General features: G+C 60.5%; 15 protein-coding genes. 11 read left to right on the forward strand and 4 right to left on the reverse strand.

Features of this window, described 5'->3' with window-relative positions:
* Window positions 1–84: 84 nt before the first annotated feature.
* On the reverse strand, window positions 85–1,059 hold the full coding sequence (locus BMX93_RS01235; protein WP_143052770.1) for a type IV pilin protein: 975 nt from the start codon (window positions 1,057–1,059) through the stop codon (window positions 85–87).
* Here BMX93_RS01235 and BMX93_RS01240 point away from each other — a divergent pair.
* The 3 genes from BMX93_RS01240 to BMX93_RS01250 all read left to right on the forward strand — a co-directional run bounded on the left by BMX93_RS01240 (window position 1,010) and on the right by BMX93_RS01250 (window position 3,229).
* Window positions 1,010–1,483, forward strand: coding sequence for a hypothetical protein (locus BMX93_RS01240; protein WP_177170007.1), 474 nt, complete (start codon window positions 1,010–1,012; stop codon window positions 1,481–1,483). The two genes, BMX93_RS01235 and BMX93_RS01240, sit on opposite strands and share 50 nt — an antisense overlap.
* A gap of 166 nt (window positions 1,484–1,649) precedes the next feature.
* On the forward strand, window positions 1,650–2,246 hold the full coding sequence (locus BMX93_RS01245) for a DUF3846 domain-containing protein (RefSeq protein ID WP_177170008.1): 597 nt from the start codon (window positions 1,650–1,652) through the stop codon (window positions 2,244–2,246).
* A gap of 179 nt (window positions 2,247–2,425) precedes the next feature.
* Complete coding sequence (locus BMX93_RS01250) at window positions 2,426–3,229, forward strand: AbiTii domain-containing protein (protein WP_091966892.1); 804 nt, start codon at window positions 2,426–2,428, stop codon at window positions 3,227–3,229.
* Between the two features lie 9 nt (window positions 3,230–3,238).
* Here BMX93_RS01250 and BMX93_RS01255 read toward each other — a convergent pair whose 3' ends face one another.
* Entirely contained in the window at window positions 3,239–3,949 is a 711-nt protein-coding gene (locus BMX93_RS01255; protein ID WP_091966894.1) for a hypothetical protein, read from the reverse strand.
* Window positions 3,950–3,995: 46 nt separating this feature from the next.
* Here BMX93_RS01255 and BMX93_RS01260 point away from each other — a divergent pair, with 46 nt between their 5' ends.
* Genes BMX93_RS01260 through BMX93_RS01270 form a run of 3 tightly spaced genes read left to right on the forward strand, consistent with a single transcriptional unit; the run spans window position 3,996 to window position 5,669 of the window.
* Window positions 3,996–4,274 (forward strand): hypothetical protein, encoded by a 279-nt coding sequence (locus BMX93_RS01260; protein WP_091967216.1) that lies wholly within the window; start codon window positions 3,996–3,998, stop codon window positions 4,272–4,274.
* Window positions 4,275–4,311: 37 nt separating this feature from the next.
* Window positions 4,312–4,896 (forward strand): hypothetical protein, encoded by a 585-nt coding sequence (locus tag BMX93_RS01265; protein ID WP_218139172.1) that lies wholly within the window; start codon window positions 4,312–4,314, stop codon window positions 4,894–4,896.
* 50 nt (window positions 4,897–4,946) lie between these two features.
* On the forward strand, window positions 4,947–5,669 hold the full coding sequence (locus tag BMX93_RS01270; RefSeq protein WP_177170009.1) for a hypothetical protein: 723 nt from the start codon (window positions 4,947–4,949) through the stop codon (window positions 5,667–5,669).
* Window positions 5,670–5,788: 119 nt separating this feature from the next.
* Here BMX93_RS01270 and BMX93_RS01275 read toward each other — a convergent pair whose 3' ends face one another.
* Complete coding sequence (locus BMX93_RS01275) at window positions 5,789–6,466, reverse strand: hypothetical protein (RefSeq protein ID WP_091966898.1); 678 nt, start codon at window positions 6,464–6,466, stop codon at window positions 5,789–5,791.
* Entirely contained in the window at window positions 6,463–7,935 is a 1,473-nt protein-coding gene (locus BMX93_RS01280; RefSeq protein WP_091966900.1) for a glycosyltransferase family 2 protein, read from the reverse strand. Before BMX93_RS01280 ends, BMX93_RS01275 begins: the two co-directional genes overlap by 4 nt.
* A 438-nt stretch (window positions 7,936–8,373) precedes the next feature.
* Here BMX93_RS01280 and BMX93_RS01285 point away from each other — a divergent pair, with 438 nt between their 5' ends.
* Genes BMX93_RS01285 through BMX93_RS12640 form a run of 5 tightly spaced genes read left to right on the forward strand, consistent with a single transcriptional unit; the run spans window position 8,374 to window position 17,658 of the window.
* Window positions 8,374–10,821 (forward strand): type I restriction-modification system subunit M, encoded by a 2,448-nt coding sequence (locus BMX93_RS01285; RefSeq protein ID WP_091966902.1) that lies wholly within the window; start codon window positions 8,374–8,376, stop codon window positions 10,819–10,821.
* Complete coding sequence (locus BMX93_RS01290) at window positions 10,818–12,059, forward strand: restriction endonuclease subunit S (protein ID WP_091966904.1); 1,242 nt, start codon at window positions 10,818–10,820, stop codon at window positions 12,057–12,059. Before BMX93_RS01285 ends, BMX93_RS01290 begins: the two co-directional genes overlap by 4 nt.
* Entirely contained in the window at window positions 12,056–15,151 is a 3,096-nt protein-coding gene (locus tag BMX93_RS01295) for a type I restriction endonuclease subunit R (protein ID WP_091966906.1), read from the forward strand. The genes BMX93_RS01290 and BMX93_RS01295 overlap by 4 nt, the downstream gene beginning before the upstream one ends.
* Window positions 15,138–15,863 (forward strand): M48 family metallopeptidase, encoded by a 726-nt coding sequence (locus BMX93_RS01300; protein ID WP_091966908.1) that lies wholly within the window; start codon window positions 15,138–15,140, stop codon window positions 15,861–15,863. Before BMX93_RS01295 ends, BMX93_RS01300 begins: the two co-directional genes overlap by 14 nt.
* On the forward strand, window positions 15,856–17,658 hold the full coding sequence (locus BMX93_RS12640) for a hypothetical protein (RefSeq protein WP_143052771.1): 1,803 nt from the start codon (window positions 15,856–15,858) through the stop codon (window positions 17,656–17,658). The genes BMX93_RS01300 and BMX93_RS12640 overlap by 8 nt, the downstream gene beginning before the upstream one ends.
* Window positions 17,659–17,681: the final 23 nt, after the last annotated feature.

Below are 17,681 nucleotides of genomic sequence, written 5' to 3' on the forward strand. Positions count from 1 at the left end.
CTACCGCAGACAGCTGAAACGACTAGCCAACATCATCCACCTCGTCACACGCCTCGAACTCTACCGGCTCGGCTGGTAACCGAGTTAGGAATAAGCCTCTAAGAATTCACTTCCAGCGTTCGTCGTCGAAATGTCCATAAAGCTGTATGTAGAATCATAGTTGGCTCGTGCCCCCGTGGTGCTTATGCGTTTAATCTCCCCTGCGGCTAGTGTTGTGGATATTCCTGGAGTGTCACAAAAGTCCATAAATACATTTAATGTCGTCGTACCGGGATTGGCGACAAGTACGGATGCAGTATAGGACTCCCCGCCTTCGAGATCGGATGGTTGAACACTCATTCGATAGAGGCCGGTCGCACCTGCAATTCTTACGCGCGTCCAATTATCTCTTTCGCCAAAAGGTACATTTAAGGTGAGTGCGTTTCCCGCATTCGTCACGGTAAAAAAGCCGTTCCCGACCGCGCCGGATAGGCCTTTAGGATTTCTTACAAGATTCGTCACGATCTCTGGCTGGACGCCTCCGTTGGCGTGCCCCGCACACGCGCCGTCCTGTGGTGTCTTCTGTGCATTGGACACCCATGCACTCTTGTTGCCAGATGTGGCCGTAGCGCAGTAGATGTCTGGGGACGAGGAACTGAAGCGGTACTGGTAGCTCGTCGAGGCAGAGTCCTCGATGCCAATGGCGCTAAGGTTCGCGGGGTAGCTGTCGTTCTCGACGAAGTAGATCTCTGCCTTGTCGGAGAGCTGACGGGCGGCTGAGGTTGCAGCAGTTTGACGAGCTCGGTCTTGGATTCCGTTGTACGCAACGATACTAATCGCGGCCAGGATGGCGATGACGACGATCACGATGAGAAGTTCGACGATTGTGAATCCGCGTGATGCTGTTCCACGCCTAACCGTTAAGCGCCTTTGTGCGTTGGATGGTGAATTATTCAGTTGATGGTCTTGCATATACTGCTTATGAATATGCGGGAAATGGGAACGTTTTTCAAGGGCTTCTCGTTGTATTATGAACATCATTCCCGAACGGACCATTGACTCGGCTATCTGTTCCGTCATAATCAGCGATTACTTCGTTCCTGCTCTGCGGCTTGAACGTGATCCGCCCTGGATCGCGGGCCGCACGCATGAAGGAGGTCTCGCCATGAGCGAGCAGCCACCCGCCGTGTCGGGATACGGCAGTGCCGCCTACAAGGTGCTGTCGGTGAGAACGAGCGAGGACACTCGAGCGCAGCTCGAAGTCCTTGCTTTGCTGAACGAGCGCAGTGTGACCGAGGAGACTCGGATCGCGCTGGAGCACTGGGTCGAGCAGTCGAAGTCCGACCCTGCGGTGCTCAAGCGCGCTGAGCAGGTGCGGGCCGAGATCGAGCGCGACGCTGAGACGAGGCGCAACGCGATCAACGCCGTCCTTGGAGGCAAGGACACCAAGGCGTCGGCCCGCGCACCCAAGCAGGCGCAGTCGTCAAGCGCGACCAGCACCTGACCCACCTATGCGCAGCGGTGGCCGCCCGGAGTTGAGAGCTTTCACGCTCTCCTCCGGGCCGGCCACCGCCGTTCCTTCCCTTCCTCACCTACTGCCTTGTCCGTGTCATGCGGCTGCAGCAGGAACCATCTCGGTTCCCGGTCGCTCGCACAGGAGGAGGCGAATCATGGTCAAAGGAATCTGCGTCCCAGCAGATGACAGTGAAGCCCTGCAGATCCGCGAGCTGGAGACGCTCGAGGACTACCGGGAAGCCGTGGACGGCTGCATCGAGGCGGTCGACGTGCCCGATCTCGGCGTGACGATCTATGTCAACGAGGAGGGTCTGATATCTCGACTGCCGTTCAACCCCAGGGCCTCGTTCCTGTGGTGGTACCACGTGCCCGGCGCGCATAAGGCGATGCTCGTCGGCAACGCCGTGATCGTGGGGCTGCCCGACGAGAACGGTGACAGCACCGACCTGTCACAGGGGGTCGTTAATCTGCTCACGCGCACCGGAGAGTATGCCGTCGCCGTTCAGATGGGCGGCACTTTCGAGCCCAGTTGGCCGGATGGCAAGCTGTCGAGCGTCTTGTTGCCGCTCATGCACGGCGATCCGAGCTGGTGCCTCAGCCTGATCCGGCACGAGGACTACTTCTCGGCGGCGGCGTGGGCAGTGGTGTTCCGCGAGCGGTGGACTGACGCGGTCAACGTGAGAGTCGTGTCCGCCGTGGAGCTTCCTCGGCGCATGCAGATCCTCATGGACGACCTACCCCACATCGGCTGACCTACCTGTCGTGCCCATGGCGGCATCCGACCGAGCTTGAGAGCTATGCGCTCTCGCTCGGCGGATGCCGCCGTTTTCGTCGCCACCTACTTCCCAGCTCGCAGGAGGGGAGCCGCTCTGCCTCGCGGTGCGCACTTCTGGCTCCGGGCAATGTCGGTGGCGCCTGTCAAGCTTGAGTCGTGTCGGATGCTCCTGTTCCCTCCCTGCTCACTGAGATTGAGCGTGACCTGCTCGACGGTATGCCGGTCGCGGATGTGCTTCGGAAGCTCATTGTCTTGGGCGGCCGTGCCGGGTCGAGCGAGCTGCGGGATTGGGCATCGCAGGAGCTACGCGGCTATGCCGACGTGCTGGTTGATGACCTGCCCGACTACCGCAAGATCCCGGCGATCATCCAACTCGATGCCATCGTGGGCGCGGGAGGGGTCTCGCACCTGACGATCGCACCGCACGAGCTTCCGGAGCAGGCACGCGAACACATCAAGAACCAGGTGCTGTTCTTTCAAGGCATTGGCGAGATCCAGGCCATGATCGATGGCAGCGGCGAAGGTAAGACCGTGCGCGTCTCGTTGCCAGGTGAGCGCGTGCTCGCGCAGTGGATGGATAAGGCGTCCGGCAACCCGTACCAGCACATCAATGCGATCTACTGGAGCGTGAGTGCATCCGCGCTTGAAGGGCTCGTCGACCAGGTGCGCACTCGACTTGCGGAACTGCTCGGAGAGCTACGTGCGGTAACACCGGCGAACGCTGATGCGCCGACAGCCTCCCAGGCCGCGAACGCAGTCAACATCGTGATCCACGGCAAGGGCAACCGAGTGAACGTCGCTCACGCTGATGGTGAGAGCGCATCCGCATCGGTGAAGGTCGACCAGAGTGCTGACGGGCCGTTCTGGACATTGGGTAGGCGGATTGGAGCGATTGTTGTGGGATTGGCAACTGTCGCGGCAACGGTCATTGCCTGGTGGCAGTTCCAGGGCAGCGCGTAGAACCCTTGGTCAGGGCTCGCCTGCTCGAAGCTCATCGCGCTTTCGTCTGGCCTCCTTTGCTGCTTTCTCGGCCTTGGCGAGTTCGCGCTCGGCGCGGGCGAGTTTCTTGTCGCGCTCCTTCTGGGCTTCACGCTTGCGGGTTTCGGCAGTGACGATCTTCTCCGACGAGACGACACCGCGCGTCACACCGCAGTCAGCGCAGTGCTGGGTTGAGAAGCTTGGGCCTGAGTTGGTGTGATGCACGGTCTGCTGCACGGTGTGCCCGCAGGTGAGCGTGCGCTCCCAGATGTCGAGGTCTTCCTCACGGGTCTTGGAGTTCCTGAAGATTCGAGCGACGGCTTCGAGCTGGGCGTCGGAGAACGGGATCGGCGGACAGCAGTAGCCGCAGTGGGTTGCCCGGGAGCCGGACATACTCCAACGGTGTGAGCCGCAGTCGGGATGCCTCTCCTTGAACCTCGCCTCGGCTTCGTCGTACTCGATGCGCTCTTCTCGTGTGAGGTACATGGTGCCGCGCCAGCTCCCGAGGTTGTCGATCACGGGCAGACCGCACCCGCGACAGGGCTCGCCCGCTGCAGCTTCTTCCCTCGTGAGATACATCCCCTTCTCAACCCACTCCCTGCGACGGGCTTCGTCCCGGTGAGCCCGTGCCTCTTCCTTGAGTGCGTTCGTCATCCGACGCTTGGCAGCTCGGGCTGCCTTCTGCTCATCGGTCAGCGGCATGGAGGCTCCTCGTCAGGATGTCGGGGGTATCAAGGACAATCTCGGCATGGCAGATCTCTACACCAAGAATGGCCGTCCGCTGAGGCGGGACGGTGACCGGCTGTTTGCGCGCTCGGGAACGTACGTCGGACGCGTCCGCGGCGAGTATGTCTTCGACCCATCCGGCAACTACGCCGGAACCATCGTGGGCGACCGGGTGGTCTACCGCTCGACGCACTCGGCGCGGATCTCAAGCCCAAGCATCTCAGCCAACCGGGTCGGAAGCGCCTCAGCGAACCGGGTGGCGTCCGCGATGTGGGGTGACGAACCGCCCTTCCCCGACTGACGCAGGCAATGTCCGGGCCGCTCGGTAGCCTCGAATCGTGGTGGATACGAAGCAGACGAAGACGATCGGGGAGCATCATGTTGCGGCGGAGTTGGCGCGACGTGGATGGGCGCCAGCGCTGACCCGCGATGGTCTGGAGCGTACGGACATCCTCGCCGTGTTGACGGAGCCAGATAACCGCCGCCTGGTCGAGATCCAGGTGAAGACGGCGCGCGGCGGGAGATGGGATTCGATCAGCTGGCCGCTTGGCCCGAAGTCGCAGAGTCCGAGCCAGCACGAGCGTGAGTACTTCGTCATGGTGGCCGTGCCACACGACCTCACGTTGGCACCGCGGAACTTCGTCGTGCCCCGTTCGCACGTTGCAGCGGCAGCGTGGATCGAGCACATGAACTGGCTCACCGAACCCGGCATCGAGCCAGGCAAACGCAACGCGCCAGTTGAGCGCTCCCGCGTCTCGCTGTCGACGTTCGTGCGCTACGAGGATCGGTGGGATCTGCTGCTGGTCGACGAGACAGAGGCGCCGGTGCTGCTGCCTGGGCACTACCGTGCGTTCGCGCTGGAGGAACGTGTGGGGCTACCGGAGCAGCACGCATGGCGCGAGACGTTACCCGAGTGGCAATGACGAGGTCGTATCCGTCGAGCCGGCAGACATCGACCTGAGATAATCCGCCTGTGGCAGAAGCAAAGAAGTTCGACTCGAAGGCACTGGTCAAAGCGGGGCTCAATAAGGCGCTCGACAGTCAGCAGCCAGTCGCGGTGGCGAACGTGGCGCGCCTGCGCCGTGTGCATCCGGACGAGTCGCCTGCCGAGCTAATTGCCTACATGAACAAGTGGTACATCGGGTCAGTGTCCGCCACAGGGGTTGGAGCAGGCGCGGCAGCGGTCGTGCCCAACGGGTTCGTCCAGGTGCCTGCTGCTCTGGCAGACCTGCTGACGCACCTTGAGGCGTCGGTGTTGTACACACTGTCGGTCGCGGAGATTCATGGCCTGGATCTAGAAGACATCGAACGGCGTCGGCTGTTGGTGACGGGCGTGCTGGTGGGTAACTCTGCATCGACGCAGGTGCTCGAGAAGGTGATCGGTCGCGCCGCACCCTACTGGGGGAAGAAGGTCGTTCAGGCGATCCCGATGGCAGCGATCGACGCAGCCAACAAGCTGCTTGGGCCGCGCTTCATCACGAAGTGGGGCACCAAGCAAGGGATCCTGGTGCTCGGCAAGCAGGTGCCGCTCATGATCGGTGCCGCCATCGGAGGTGGCGGCAATGGCCTGTTCGGATGGTTCGTCGTCAAGTCAGCCAGAAAGATACTCGGTCCGGCGCCGGAGGCGTGGGATATCCGAAGCGATGGTTCGCCTGACGACGAGAACCCGGACACTATCTTGGTGACGAACGGCTGAGGCTCTCAGCGCCCTGCCACGCGATGACGTTGTTCGGAAACAAGGAGATGGGGTCGCGGTTACTGATCTCCTGTCGCGAGTGATTCAAGATCGCCACATTTCACCGTTGTTGGCGGGGGCTACTTCTTGATGGCTTCTGCGAGCTTCTGGTTGCTAACGATGTAGACGTTGCGGCTCCAGTGCCAGTCGGCGATGAGGGCTGAGCCGTCGAACCATTCGCGGTCGCCTTCTGCGAGGTAGACGCCTGCGGCGTCGTCGGGGATGGCGTCGGCGTCGTCGACGCTGGCGATGAGGGCGAACTTGGTGCCGTTGGAGTAGTAGAGGTAGTGCTTCGCCCCGTACATGGTGTCGCAGTCCTCAGTGCTGGTCGCCTCGGTGCCCTGCGCTGCCCTGGTGGTCTTGGCAATGCCTGCCGGGTCACGTGGGATGGCGTCGATGACGGCTTCGCGTTCGAGGTCGGTCTGGAGGCCGAGGTCGGCGTCGCTGTCGAAGCTGCCGCCTGCGCAGGTGCCGGTGCTGATCGGATACCCGCCGTGCTGCTCCTTGTAGGTCTTGAGTGCTGCGGCGAGGCGGTCGAGGTCGGCAACGCGCTTCGCGTCACCGCGAGGGAGATCCTTCTCCTCTTCCTGCTTCTCGGCGGTCTGATTGCTCGCGTTGTTCGTGGTCGTGGTCTGGCCGGTGAGGCTTGGAAGGGTGAGCCGGATGAGGCCATAGGTAATGCCGACGGTGACGGCAATGATCAGGACGGTGAAGATGACCCGGCTGCGGGTTTCTCGTTGCTGGTGGTAACTGCTCATGCTGCTTTTTCTCCTGCTGCTACTTCGGCGGCAGCGACGCGCTTAGGTTGCCGTTTCCGATCCACGGCGAGCTTCGGGGTCGGCTTCCACGCCACCTCACGGATGCCTGCGAGCCACTTCAGGACGGCCACGAGAGGGCCGGCGGTGTCGATGACACCGGCGAACGGCGTGACGAGGAGCACCAGGATGTGGTCGCGAAGCTTCTGCAGACGACTCATGCCGGTATAACGGAGGTTGTAGAACAAGCCGAGCTGCGTGCCCGCCATCCAGAGGACGAGCCCGATCGTCGTGATGATGCCGTAGACAGTCAGCTCGGGGGCGACGACCGTGATGGTGCCCTCTCGGACGGCTTCAGTGGCGAGGATGAGCAGGATGACGACGTTAGAGCCCAGCGCAAGCAGCGAGACCGGAAAGCCGAGGGCGTAGGTCAGTACCCGCAGGCGAATGATCACGTTGATGTGCCAGCGATCCTTCCGGGACAGACGCATCCAATCCGGCTGCTGGCGGATGTGCGCGAGAGCCTGCATCGCGCCAAAAACCCAGCGTTCACGCTGCTTGTAGGCGGCCTTCAACGTGAACGGCGGCTGCTCGATCATCTCGGTGTGATGCCACCCGAACACGTCCTTCCCGAACTTGAGATACGCGGCGAGACCGAAGACAAGGTCTTCCGCGATCAGGGCGGAACCATCGAGGTTGCCGATGTCCCAGCCGATCTGGTTCTCCAGATCCTGACGGACGACGAGGTTCGAGCCGTGCAGATGCATCGGCGGCGGGCTGGTCATCACGGAGTAGCACTCGTGGCAGCCGAAGGGACGGTTGGACTCCATCGCCTTGTTCAGCAGCGTCGTCTCGTTCCAGTCCAGACCATAGGAGATTATGCCCTCCGAGATCCCGACCGGATGACGGCTCAGGCGATGCACCAGGCGTGCAAGGTTGTCGGGAGTGAAGACGGACTCCTCGTCGTAGTGCACGACGTAGGAATCGGTCGGAGAGGCGCGGTGCTGCTCGACCATGTACTCCAGCGCACGAGCCTTGAGACGGGTGTCCTTCGGCGTGCGGTAGTCCGTCGGCAGCAGGTACGGCGTCACCGGGATGACCGCGTTGCGATAGCGGGTCTGGAGCGCGGCCACTTCGTCGGCGTCCTCGGTGATGATCTCGACCCAGACGACCTTCTGCAGCACCGGATAGCGGGCAACGCCCGCGAGGACGTTGTCGATGCCGCGCTGGACGACGGAGAGCGCACCGCCCTTGGTGGTGATCTGGATCAGGAAGCGATGCGTGTTCCCTTTCCCCTTCGCATGAGCGAGAGACGCGGCGAGCTTCAGGTTGGTGACCTTCTCACGAGATACATGCTTGTGAGCACTGGCCTTGATCACCATCCACCAGAAGTAGAGATAGGTGAAGATCAGGAGCACCATCGCCCCGAATAGGAACCAACCGACTGGTGAGAGATCCGGAACCAGGCGCATTACTGGGTGGCTCCGAAGTCACCCCCTCGAATGGTGAGGGTGCAAGAAAAGTCTGTGATGGTGTGGTGGAAATCCGGACGCATTACTGTGTCGGAATATAACATGAATCGATTGCTGAGACAATACTGAAATGGCTTCTCACCAGGCAATTCTTGGACAGATATCGGTATTCCTATTCCAGCAAATTGAGGATTATGAGAGAATGGGAGGTAGATCGCAGCGTCCCGGTCGAGCCGTCCGGCTCCCGCCTGCGACAGCCCGACCCGCCCGAGCGGCGCGGCACCTTAGCAGTGTCGGAGGTCGCGGGTACCTTGGGACACGGCACTATGAGCACAACTTAAGACGCGCCCTCGGCGCGGAGGAGCACAACCCGATGAAGCAACACAGAGAGCCAACGCGCCCGGCACACGACGTGCCATCGAGGACGGTGAGGTGGTAGTGGCCCTCAAGAAGTCTGACCTGTACAGCTCCCTCTGGAGCAGTGCTGACGAGCTTCGCGGCTCGATGGACGCCAGCCAGTACAAGGACTACGTCCTGACGTTGCTCTTCGTGAAGTACGTCTCGGATAAGGCCAAGGCTGACCCCTACGCTCTGATCGAGGTGCCCGAGGATGGCTCCTTCGACTACCTGATCACCCTCAAGGGCAAGCCGGACGTTGGCGAGAAGGTCAACGTCGCCATCCGCAAGCTGGCGGAGGCGAACAGCCTGCAGGGCGTCATCAACAACGCCGACTTCGATGACCCGACCAAGCTCGGGTCTGGCAAGGATCTCCAGGATCGTGTCTCGAACCTGATCGGCATTTTCCAGGACATCGACTTCACCGGCTCTCGGGCCGAGGGTGACGACCTGCTCGGGGATGCCTATGAGTACCTGATGCGGCACTTCGCCACGCAGTCCGGCAAGAGCAAGGGCCAGTTCTACACGCCTGCCGAGGTCTCGCGCGTGATGTCTCAGCTGCTGCAGATCCCGGCGGGAACGCCGAAGTCGACGACGGTCTACGACCCGACCTGTGGCTCGGGCTCGCTGCTCATCAAGGTGGCCGACGCGGCACCAAACGGCCTCACCATCTACGGCCAAGAGAACGACAACGCCACGTGGGCCCTGGCGCGGATGAACATGATCCTTCACGGCAACGAGACCCACGAGATCGTGCAGGGCAACACCCTGGCCGATCCAAAGTTCCGTGAGGGCGACAAGCTCACCACCTTCGACTATTTGGTGGCCAACCCTCCGTTCTCGGTCAAGACCTGGAAGAACGGGTTCGAGAAGGACTACGGCCGCTTCGACGGCTTCGCAACGCCGCCGGATAAGAACGGTGACTACGCCTTCCTGCTCCACATGGTTAAGTCGCTGAAGTCGACCGGACGTGGCGCGGTCATCCTGCCGCACGGCGTGCTCTTTCGCGGGAACTCCGAGGCACAGATCCGCAAAGAACTGATCAAGCGCGGCTACATCAAGGCCATCATCGGACTGCCGGCGAACCTCTTCTACGGCACCGGAATCCCGGCCTGCATTCTGGTTCTCGACAAGAAGAGCGCCGCTAACCGCACGGGCATCTTCATGATCGACGCTTCCAAGGGCTTCGAGAAAGACGGCCCGAAGAACCGTCTGCGCCCGCGCGATATGCGAAAGATCATCGATGCCTATCTGTCTCAGGCGGACATCGATCGCTTCTCTCGCTTTGTACCGAATAGCGAGATCGAGGACGCGAAAAACGACTACAACCTCAACATCCCTCGCTACATCGGCTCGTCCGAGCCGGAGGACATCCAGGATCTCCGCGCCCACCTGCAGGGCGGCATCCCGAACCGCGACCTCGACGATTTGCAGCTCTACTGGGACGCCTTCCCCGGCCTGCGCGAAGAGCTGTTCTCGCCTCTACGCGATGGCTACTCGGAACTGAAGATCAGCAAGGCCTACATCGAGTCGACAGTGCTTGGCTTCGGCCAGTACGCAGTGATCAGCTCTGAAACAACGGATCTCGTCAAGTCGTGGTGGCACGCGAACCGCGCGGCACTCGAAGGGATTGATGGATCGACCCGGCCGAACGATCTGTCATCCGATCTTGGTGAGTCGCTCCTGGAGAGCTTCCGCGCGCATCGACTGCTCGACGAGTACGCCGTCTACGAGCAGCTGATGAGCTACTGGAACGCATCGATGCATGACGATGTCGCCTTGATCGTCGGCGAAGGCTGGGACGCCGCGGCCAAGCCTCGTACTGCCCGCACCTGGAAAGACAAGAGCAACAAGACCAAGTATGAAGACGCTCATCTGACCTTCGGTACCGGCGCCAAGGCCAAGCGCTGGGTCATGGACCTTATTCCGCCGAACTACATCATCGAACGGTTCTTCGCCGATGAACAGGCCCAGCTCGACCAGCTGGCCGCCGATTTCGAAGCTGCGACGCAGGCGGTCGAGGAATACACCGAAGAGCACGCCGTCGAGGAAGGCCTGCTCTGGGAGGCCGTCGAGGACGACAAGATCACCGCGACCACAGTCAAGAACCGGCTCCGTGCAGCCAAGGCCGAGAGAGCCGATCCCGATGAGATCAAGGCGCTGAACCACGTCGCCAGCCTGTTCGCCGCTGAGGCAGCCGCCAAGAAGGCGGTCAAGGAAGCGACGACCAAGCTCGAGGAGCAGGCTCTGGCTCAGTACGGCAAGCTCACCACCGACGACATCAAGCAGCTCGTCATTGACGACAAATGGGGCGCCACCATCGCGACGGGCATAGAGAGCGAGCTTGTGACAGCAGTGCAGAAGTTCACGGCTCGCCTACGTGTGCTCGCCGAACGATACGAGACCACGGTCGGGCATCTCGACGCCGAGATCGAGGCGTCGAGCGCGAAGGTTGTACAACATCTTGCGTCGATGGGGATGTACTCATGACAAACTGGCCCATCGTCTCCGTCGAGGATATCGCGGCCCGTTCCGCAAACGCTATGTCTACTGGCCCTTTCGGGTCGTCGATCGGTTCGCGGTTCTTCCGTCCATCGGGGATCCCAATTGTTAGGGGAAGCAATCTTAGCGCCGACTCTGAGATTCGCTTCAGGGACGAAGGATTGGTCTTTCTAGATCCGACCAAAGCGGCGGAGTTCTCGCGATCTGTTGTCCGGGAGGGGGATCTGATATTCAGCTGCTGGGGGACGATCAACCAAGTTGGGCTGCTCGACGGGACTTCGGCATACCGCGAGTATGTCATCTCAAACAAGCAGATGAAGTTGACTCCTGATCCCAGCATCGTCCTACCAGAGTATCTCTACTATCTGTTCTCAGGATCTGAGATGCAGCAATCGATACTTGGCGGAGCCGTAGGCACTGGAGTTCCAGGATTCAATCTTGCCCGGCTCAAGTCGTTGAAGTTCCCGTTGCCGCCCATAGAAGCACAGCGGAGAATCGCTGATTCGCTATCCTGTGCGGATCGACTAATTACGAATATGAAATGCCGTATCGCAAAGGCTCGCGGGATCAGGCGGGGCCTGATCCAGGAGCTGTTGACTGGCCGTACACGCCTGCCGGGGTTCGCCGGACCATGGCGCCGCAAAGAGTCACTACTGGCGGTTGCAACAAAATTCTCCGGCTATTGGGGGAGCGCGCCCGGAGGCGCAGCCGTGGAAGGCCGTGTCATTCGTGCGGGAGACGTGACGGCGGACCACGTCATAAAGGGGTACGCATTGCGTGGATTAACCACATCAGAGGCCGCTCGCGCTGCCCTGCTCCCCGGCGATGTTGTTATAACAGCGAGTGGAACGATCGGCAACGTGGCGCTTATCAGCGATCCAGGCTTCTACTCTTCAAATTTTATCCGAGCACTTCGGCCGAGGCCGCAGCTCATCACGGGCGTCTATCTCTACTTTGCTCTGCAAACCCGTTCCGCACGGGCCGCCATGGATGCTCACCTCGGCCTGAGCGCCATGCCGAACCTCGGGCGCGGATTTTACACGGACCCCTGGCTCGATCTTCCGCCACTGGACGAGCAACGTGCGATCGGTGCGGTTCTTCAGAGCATCGACGACGAGATCGCCGCTCTGGCGCGTCGCCTCGAGTCTGCTCGGGCTATCAAGCAGGGCATGATGCAGGAACTGCTGACTGGGGGCACGCGTCTCACCGAGGGGGCCGCAGCATGAGCACCGTAGGTCAGATCGAACGCAAGACGCAGAACCGTGTCGTGGCTCTCTTCCGTGAACGGCTCGGCTACGACTACGGCGGCAACCGCGAGGATCTCGACAACCGCAACATCGACGAGGCTCTGCTGGTCCAGAATCTGAAGGCTCGCGGCTACGACGACGAGCTGATTCGTCGTGCGGTCTCTCAGCTCCTGACCGCCGCCTCTCTGGCGGATGGCCAGAAGCTCTACGACTCGAACCGCAAGTTCTACGAGCTGCTCCGCTACGGCGTCAAAGTGAAGCGCGACGTCGGCGAGACCACCGAGACGGTATGGCCGATCAACTGGGAGAATCCGCAGGCCAATCATTTCGTCGTGGCTGAGGAAGTCACCATCAAGGGTGAGCACACCAAGCGTCCCGACGTCGTGCTCTACGTCAATGGCATCGCGCTGGGCGTGATCGAGTTGAAGCGCTCGTGGGTCAGCGTCAGCGAGGGCATCCGCCAAAACATCGGCAACCAGAAGCAGCACTTCGTGCGGCCGTTCTTCGCGACTGTCCAGTTGCTGTTCGCTGGCAACGATGTCGAGGGCTTGCGCTATGGCGTGATCGATACACCCGAAAAGTACTGGCTCGAGTGGAAGGAGTCCGGCGAGGAGCCGAACCCGCTCGACCGTTCCCTGCTCCAGATGTGCTCCAAGGATCGGCTCCTGGAGATCATTCACGACTTCATCGTGTTCGACTCGGGGGTCAAGAAGACCGCCCGACACAACCAGTTCTTTGGCGTCAAGGCCGCTCAGGAGCGTGTCCGCCGGCGCGAGGGCGGCATCATTTGGCACACGCAGGGTTCGGGGAAGAGCCTGACGATGGTGTGGCTGGCGAAGTGGATTCGCGAACATCAGACCGATGCCCGCGTCCTGATTATCACGGATCGCACCGAACTCGATGAGCAGATCGAGAAGGTCTTCGGCGGCGTCAACGAGTCGATCTATCGGTCGACTTCGGGCGCTGACCTGATCGGCAAGCTCAACCAGAGCCAGCCTTGGTTACTCTGTTCACTCGTCCACAAGTTCCGCTCCGGCGACCAGACCGACGACGTGGACGAGACCGACAGCGACGAGTTCATCAAGGAGCTGGGCTCTCGCATCCCGGCTGACTTCAAGCCCAAGGGCAATCTGTTCGTATTCGTCGACGAGGCGCACCGTACTCAGAGCGGCAAGCTGCACAAGGCGATGACTGCCCTGCTACCGGACGCGATGTTCATTGGCTTCACCGGCACGCCGCTGCTCAAAGCCGACAAGATGACGAGCATCGAGACTTTTGGCTCGTTCATCCACACCTATAAGTTCGATGAAGCTGTGCGCGACGGCGTGGTGCTCGACCTGCGCTACACGGCTCGCAACATCGACCAGGATCTGATCGGCCCTGAGCAAGTTGACAAGTGGTTCGATATCAAGACCAAGGGACTGACTGACCTCAGCAAGGCACGCCTCAAGAAGAAGTGGGGCACCATGCAGAAGGTCGTGTCGGCTCGTTCGCGCGCGGCCATGATTGTGCAGGACATCCTTATGGACTTCGAGCGTGAGCCTCGCTTACTGTCTGGACGCGGCAACGCGATGCTGGTGAGCGAGAGCGTCTACCAGGCCTGCAAGTTCTACGAAATGTTCGTCCAGGCGGGCTTCAAGGAAAAGGTCGCCATCGTGTCGAGCTACGTCCCGACCGCTACCTCGATCTCGAAAGAGGATACGGGTGCGGGCGACAATGAAGAGCTGATCAAATACGACATCTACCGCCAGATGCTGGCGGACTACTTCCACGAGTCGGCAGACCAGGCGGTGCAGCGAATTGAGGAGTTCGAGAAGGACGTCAAGCGTCGCTTTATCGAAGAGCCCGGCCAGATGCGGCTGCTGATCGTGGTCGACAAGCTTCTGACCGGCTTCGACGCCCCGAGCGCCACTTACCTCTACATCGACAAGAAGATGCGGGATCACGGCCTGTTCCAGGCCATCTGCCGCGTCAACCGCCTCGATGGTGACGACAAGACATACGGCTACGTCATCGACTACCGTGATCTGTTCAAATCGCTCGATCAAGCCATCTCGGACTACACATCGGGTGCCCTCGACGGCTACGCCAAGGAAGACATCGAAGGACTGCTCAAGGATCGCACCGAGCAGGATCGGCAGGATCTGGATGAGGCACTGGAGCGAGTTCGTGCCCTCTGCGAACCCGTGGCTCCGCCGAAGGGAACTTTGGAGTATCAGCACTACTTCGTCTCGCTTGAGCCGGGCGATGCGGAGCAGATCAAGCTCAACGAACCGAAGCGTATCGAGCTGTATAAGTCGGTCGCTTCGCTGGTTCGCGCCTACGGCACCTTGGCAAACGACATGGAGTCGGCTGGTTACACGGCTGCCGAAGCGGCTTCCATCAAGAATGAGGTCGCTCACTACGTTGCCGTCCGCAATGAGGTCGAACGTGGAGCTGGCGAGAACATAGACATGAAGCAGTTCGAAGCAGGCATGCGTTCGCTACTCGATACCTACATCCTGGCCGAGCCATCAGAGACGGTGGCGACCCTGGACCAGGGCTTGGTGCAGCTGATCGTTGAACGCGGTGCCGGGGCCATCGACACCCTGCCGGAAGGTATCCGAAAGAATCCCGAGGCGGTGGCTGAGACCATCATCAACAACGTCCGCAAGACCATCGTCGACGAGCGGGCGCTGAACCCGAAGTACTACGACCAGATGTCTTCACTGCTCGACGCCATCATCGAGCGTCGTCGTGAGGAAGCCGAGGCCTACGCCGACTTCCTGAGCGACCTCCTCTCCCTGACCGCTCAGGTCGGAAAGAAGGAGTCGGACACCGCCTACCCTGCTTGGGCATCAACTCCAGCTCGTCGGGCACTGGTCGACTTCAGCTGGCCGAGCGACATCGTCGTCGATGTCGAGTACCTGAGCAACGTCATCCAGAACAACAAAGAGCACGACTGGGCAGGCAATCCGATCAAGGAGCGTGCCCTGGCCCGCACGCTTCGCCGCGAGCTACCGGACGGCTTCGAAGCGGAGCGTCTGGAGGCACTCGTGAAGCTTCTGAAGGGGCACGATGAGTACCGCTAGCGCCTACCTCACCGTCGCCGGCCTCGGGATTGATGTGGTCTATAAGGACATCAAGAACCTGCACATCTCCGTCTACCCGCCGGTCGGGCGAGTTCGCGTTGCCGCTCCAGATACCACCGACGAGGACACCATCCGGCTAGCGATCGTCCAACGTTTGCCATGGATCAAGCGTCAGCGTGAGCAGCTGCAGAAGGCAGATCGCCAGACCAAGCGTGAGATGCAATCCGGTGAAACTCACTACGTCTGGGGTCAGCGATACCGGCTCGATGTTTCGCGCACCTCGGGCAACTTCCACGTCGAGACCAAGGGGCAGACACTCTGGGTAGTGACGCCCGCCGGTGCTGACAGTGAGGCCAAGCTCTCCGCTCTGGATCGCTGGTACCGCCGAGAGATCAAGGCCGCCCTGCCTACCCTGCTCGCTAAGTGGCAACCGATCATGGGAGTCGAAGTCGACAAGATCGTTGTGCGACGGATGAAGACCAAGTGGGGCACCTGCATGGCGCACTCCCGCACGATCTGGATTAATCCCGAGCTGGCCAAGAAAAACCCGCGTTGCCTCGAGTACATCGTCGTACACGAGCTGACGCATCTGCGCGAACGCAGCCACAACCGGCGCTTCACCGAGCTGATGGATCAGTTCTTGCCGGACTGGCGCCCACGCCGCGACGAGCTTAACGGTGCCCCGTTAGCGAGCGAGGACTGGCATGAGTGATCAGCCGCCAGAGAGTGTTCCGCCGGCGGTAGATGACTACGGCGATCGAGAGAAGTATCGCCAAAAGCGTAGAAAGCCACGGTCGCCTCGAGATCTGGATGAATCGTCGATCTCTAAGGTGATCGAAGAAGCCTATGATCTGGTTCCAGAGATCGGAGAGGGGTATCGCTGGTATGACTGGCCATATCGATCGCTCCGTTGGCTCGGCTCAGGTTGGAGGCGAAAGCTCTTCCCAGGACGAGCCGGTAACTGGATTTGGTCAGGGGTCAACTATCTGATCCCGTTCGCGGAGCACGACCGCGACAAGGTTTGGCCGCTCGACGACCTTCACCACAACCTGTTCGTGCCCAAGGATGAACATGTCAAGGTCGCAGGAATCTGGGCGATTGAACTGTTCCCGCCCGCTGAACTCCACGCTTTCGAACATGCACTTCGCAAGAACGGTTGGCAGCGTCGGCAGCGATGGGCATCCCACGAAGAGGACAATTCAACGGTGCTCGAACGCTCCCGCTCCGGGGGTGGGGCCTGGTGGTGGCGACTTATCGATGTTGTGAAGAGAGATTCAAAGTGGTTTGTTCCGGACGGTGTCGAGGCGGATCTACCCCCGCAGTTCGAGGTTATTCATCTTCGAGCCATACAGGTTGGTGCTGGCCTGACCGCGGTTCTTGCGGAGTTCACGCTCACGGAGGTGGCTGCAACATCACTGGATGAGGAGTGGCATCGGCGGCATGAACCGATGATGCTACCAACCAAGGGGGGCGGGCGGCCGCGAAACTTTGACCGTCAGTGGTCTGCATACTGGCAGACTCAGACGAAGCGCCGCGACCTTCACGATGCAGCTCGTGACTGGATGTCGAAGATGGTTCCTGGGTATTTCGCTATCCATAAGTCAGCTCAGCCACTATTTGATCTGCTGCTCTTTGAGCAGCTCGATCCAACCGAGGAGCCGTACGTAGAGCTGGCACACGAAGAGCGGATCAAGAGAAGTAATGCGCTTAGGGCGCTCGGACTTGATGATCACAGATTCCATCACGTCACTTCAGAGCACCTACCCAATCTGGTGCTTTCACCCCTCAATGATCACCTGCATGAGGCATTAGGTGATGCTCCGACCTGGACGCTATGGGGCAATCGGGATGCGATCATAGAGGCTATCGGCAAAGACACGCTCTCGATGGTAGGAGGGAGTGCTGAGCGGGCTATCTCCTACCGCGTCAAATACATGTACAACATGCAAGTGATGTTGGCGGTTTCGGAGTTTCTTCATGTCAGCAACAAGCGGTATGCAGCCATTCGAGATCATGCGAGCACCAGACATGGCAAGTTCAAGCCCGCTGCTCTACGGGAGCTCCGCAGGAACTTGCTTACGCTAAGCCTAAACATTGCGACGGTGCGACGAGACGTTACGGAATTCTGGAAGTCACCTGTCTGGCGTTGGGATGGCGGAGCCGAATTTGATTACGTTCCGACTCCTTGGACAAAGTTCCGAGACGAGAAGGCCGGGCGAAAGCCTGATAAGCCGACTAGCTTCAACAAAGAGGTGAGGAAGCAGCACAACAAGCAGTTCCGCCAACTCGCACAGGCAGATCGCGACTACCGTGACATCCTCTCGACCGTTGCATCGTTAGGTGCGTCGGTCGATGCCTTCAAGATTGGCCGCTGGGCACTCTTTGTCGCGATCGTCTCGCTGATCGTCGCAATGGGCACGATCGCGCTTGCCGATGCTGGGTGTAGTAGCTTGGTGCACCAACTACTCGGATGGCCCTCTGGCGTCCAATGCCAGACGCTTCCATAGGGCTGCTGGAACTTGTGTAGCTG

This window comes from Propionibacterium cyclohexanicum (genome assembly GCF_900111365.1).
GTDB classification, from domain to species: Bacteria; Actinomycetota; Actinomycetes; order Propionibacteriales; family Propionibacteriaceae; genus Propionibacterium; species Propionibacterium cyclohexanicum.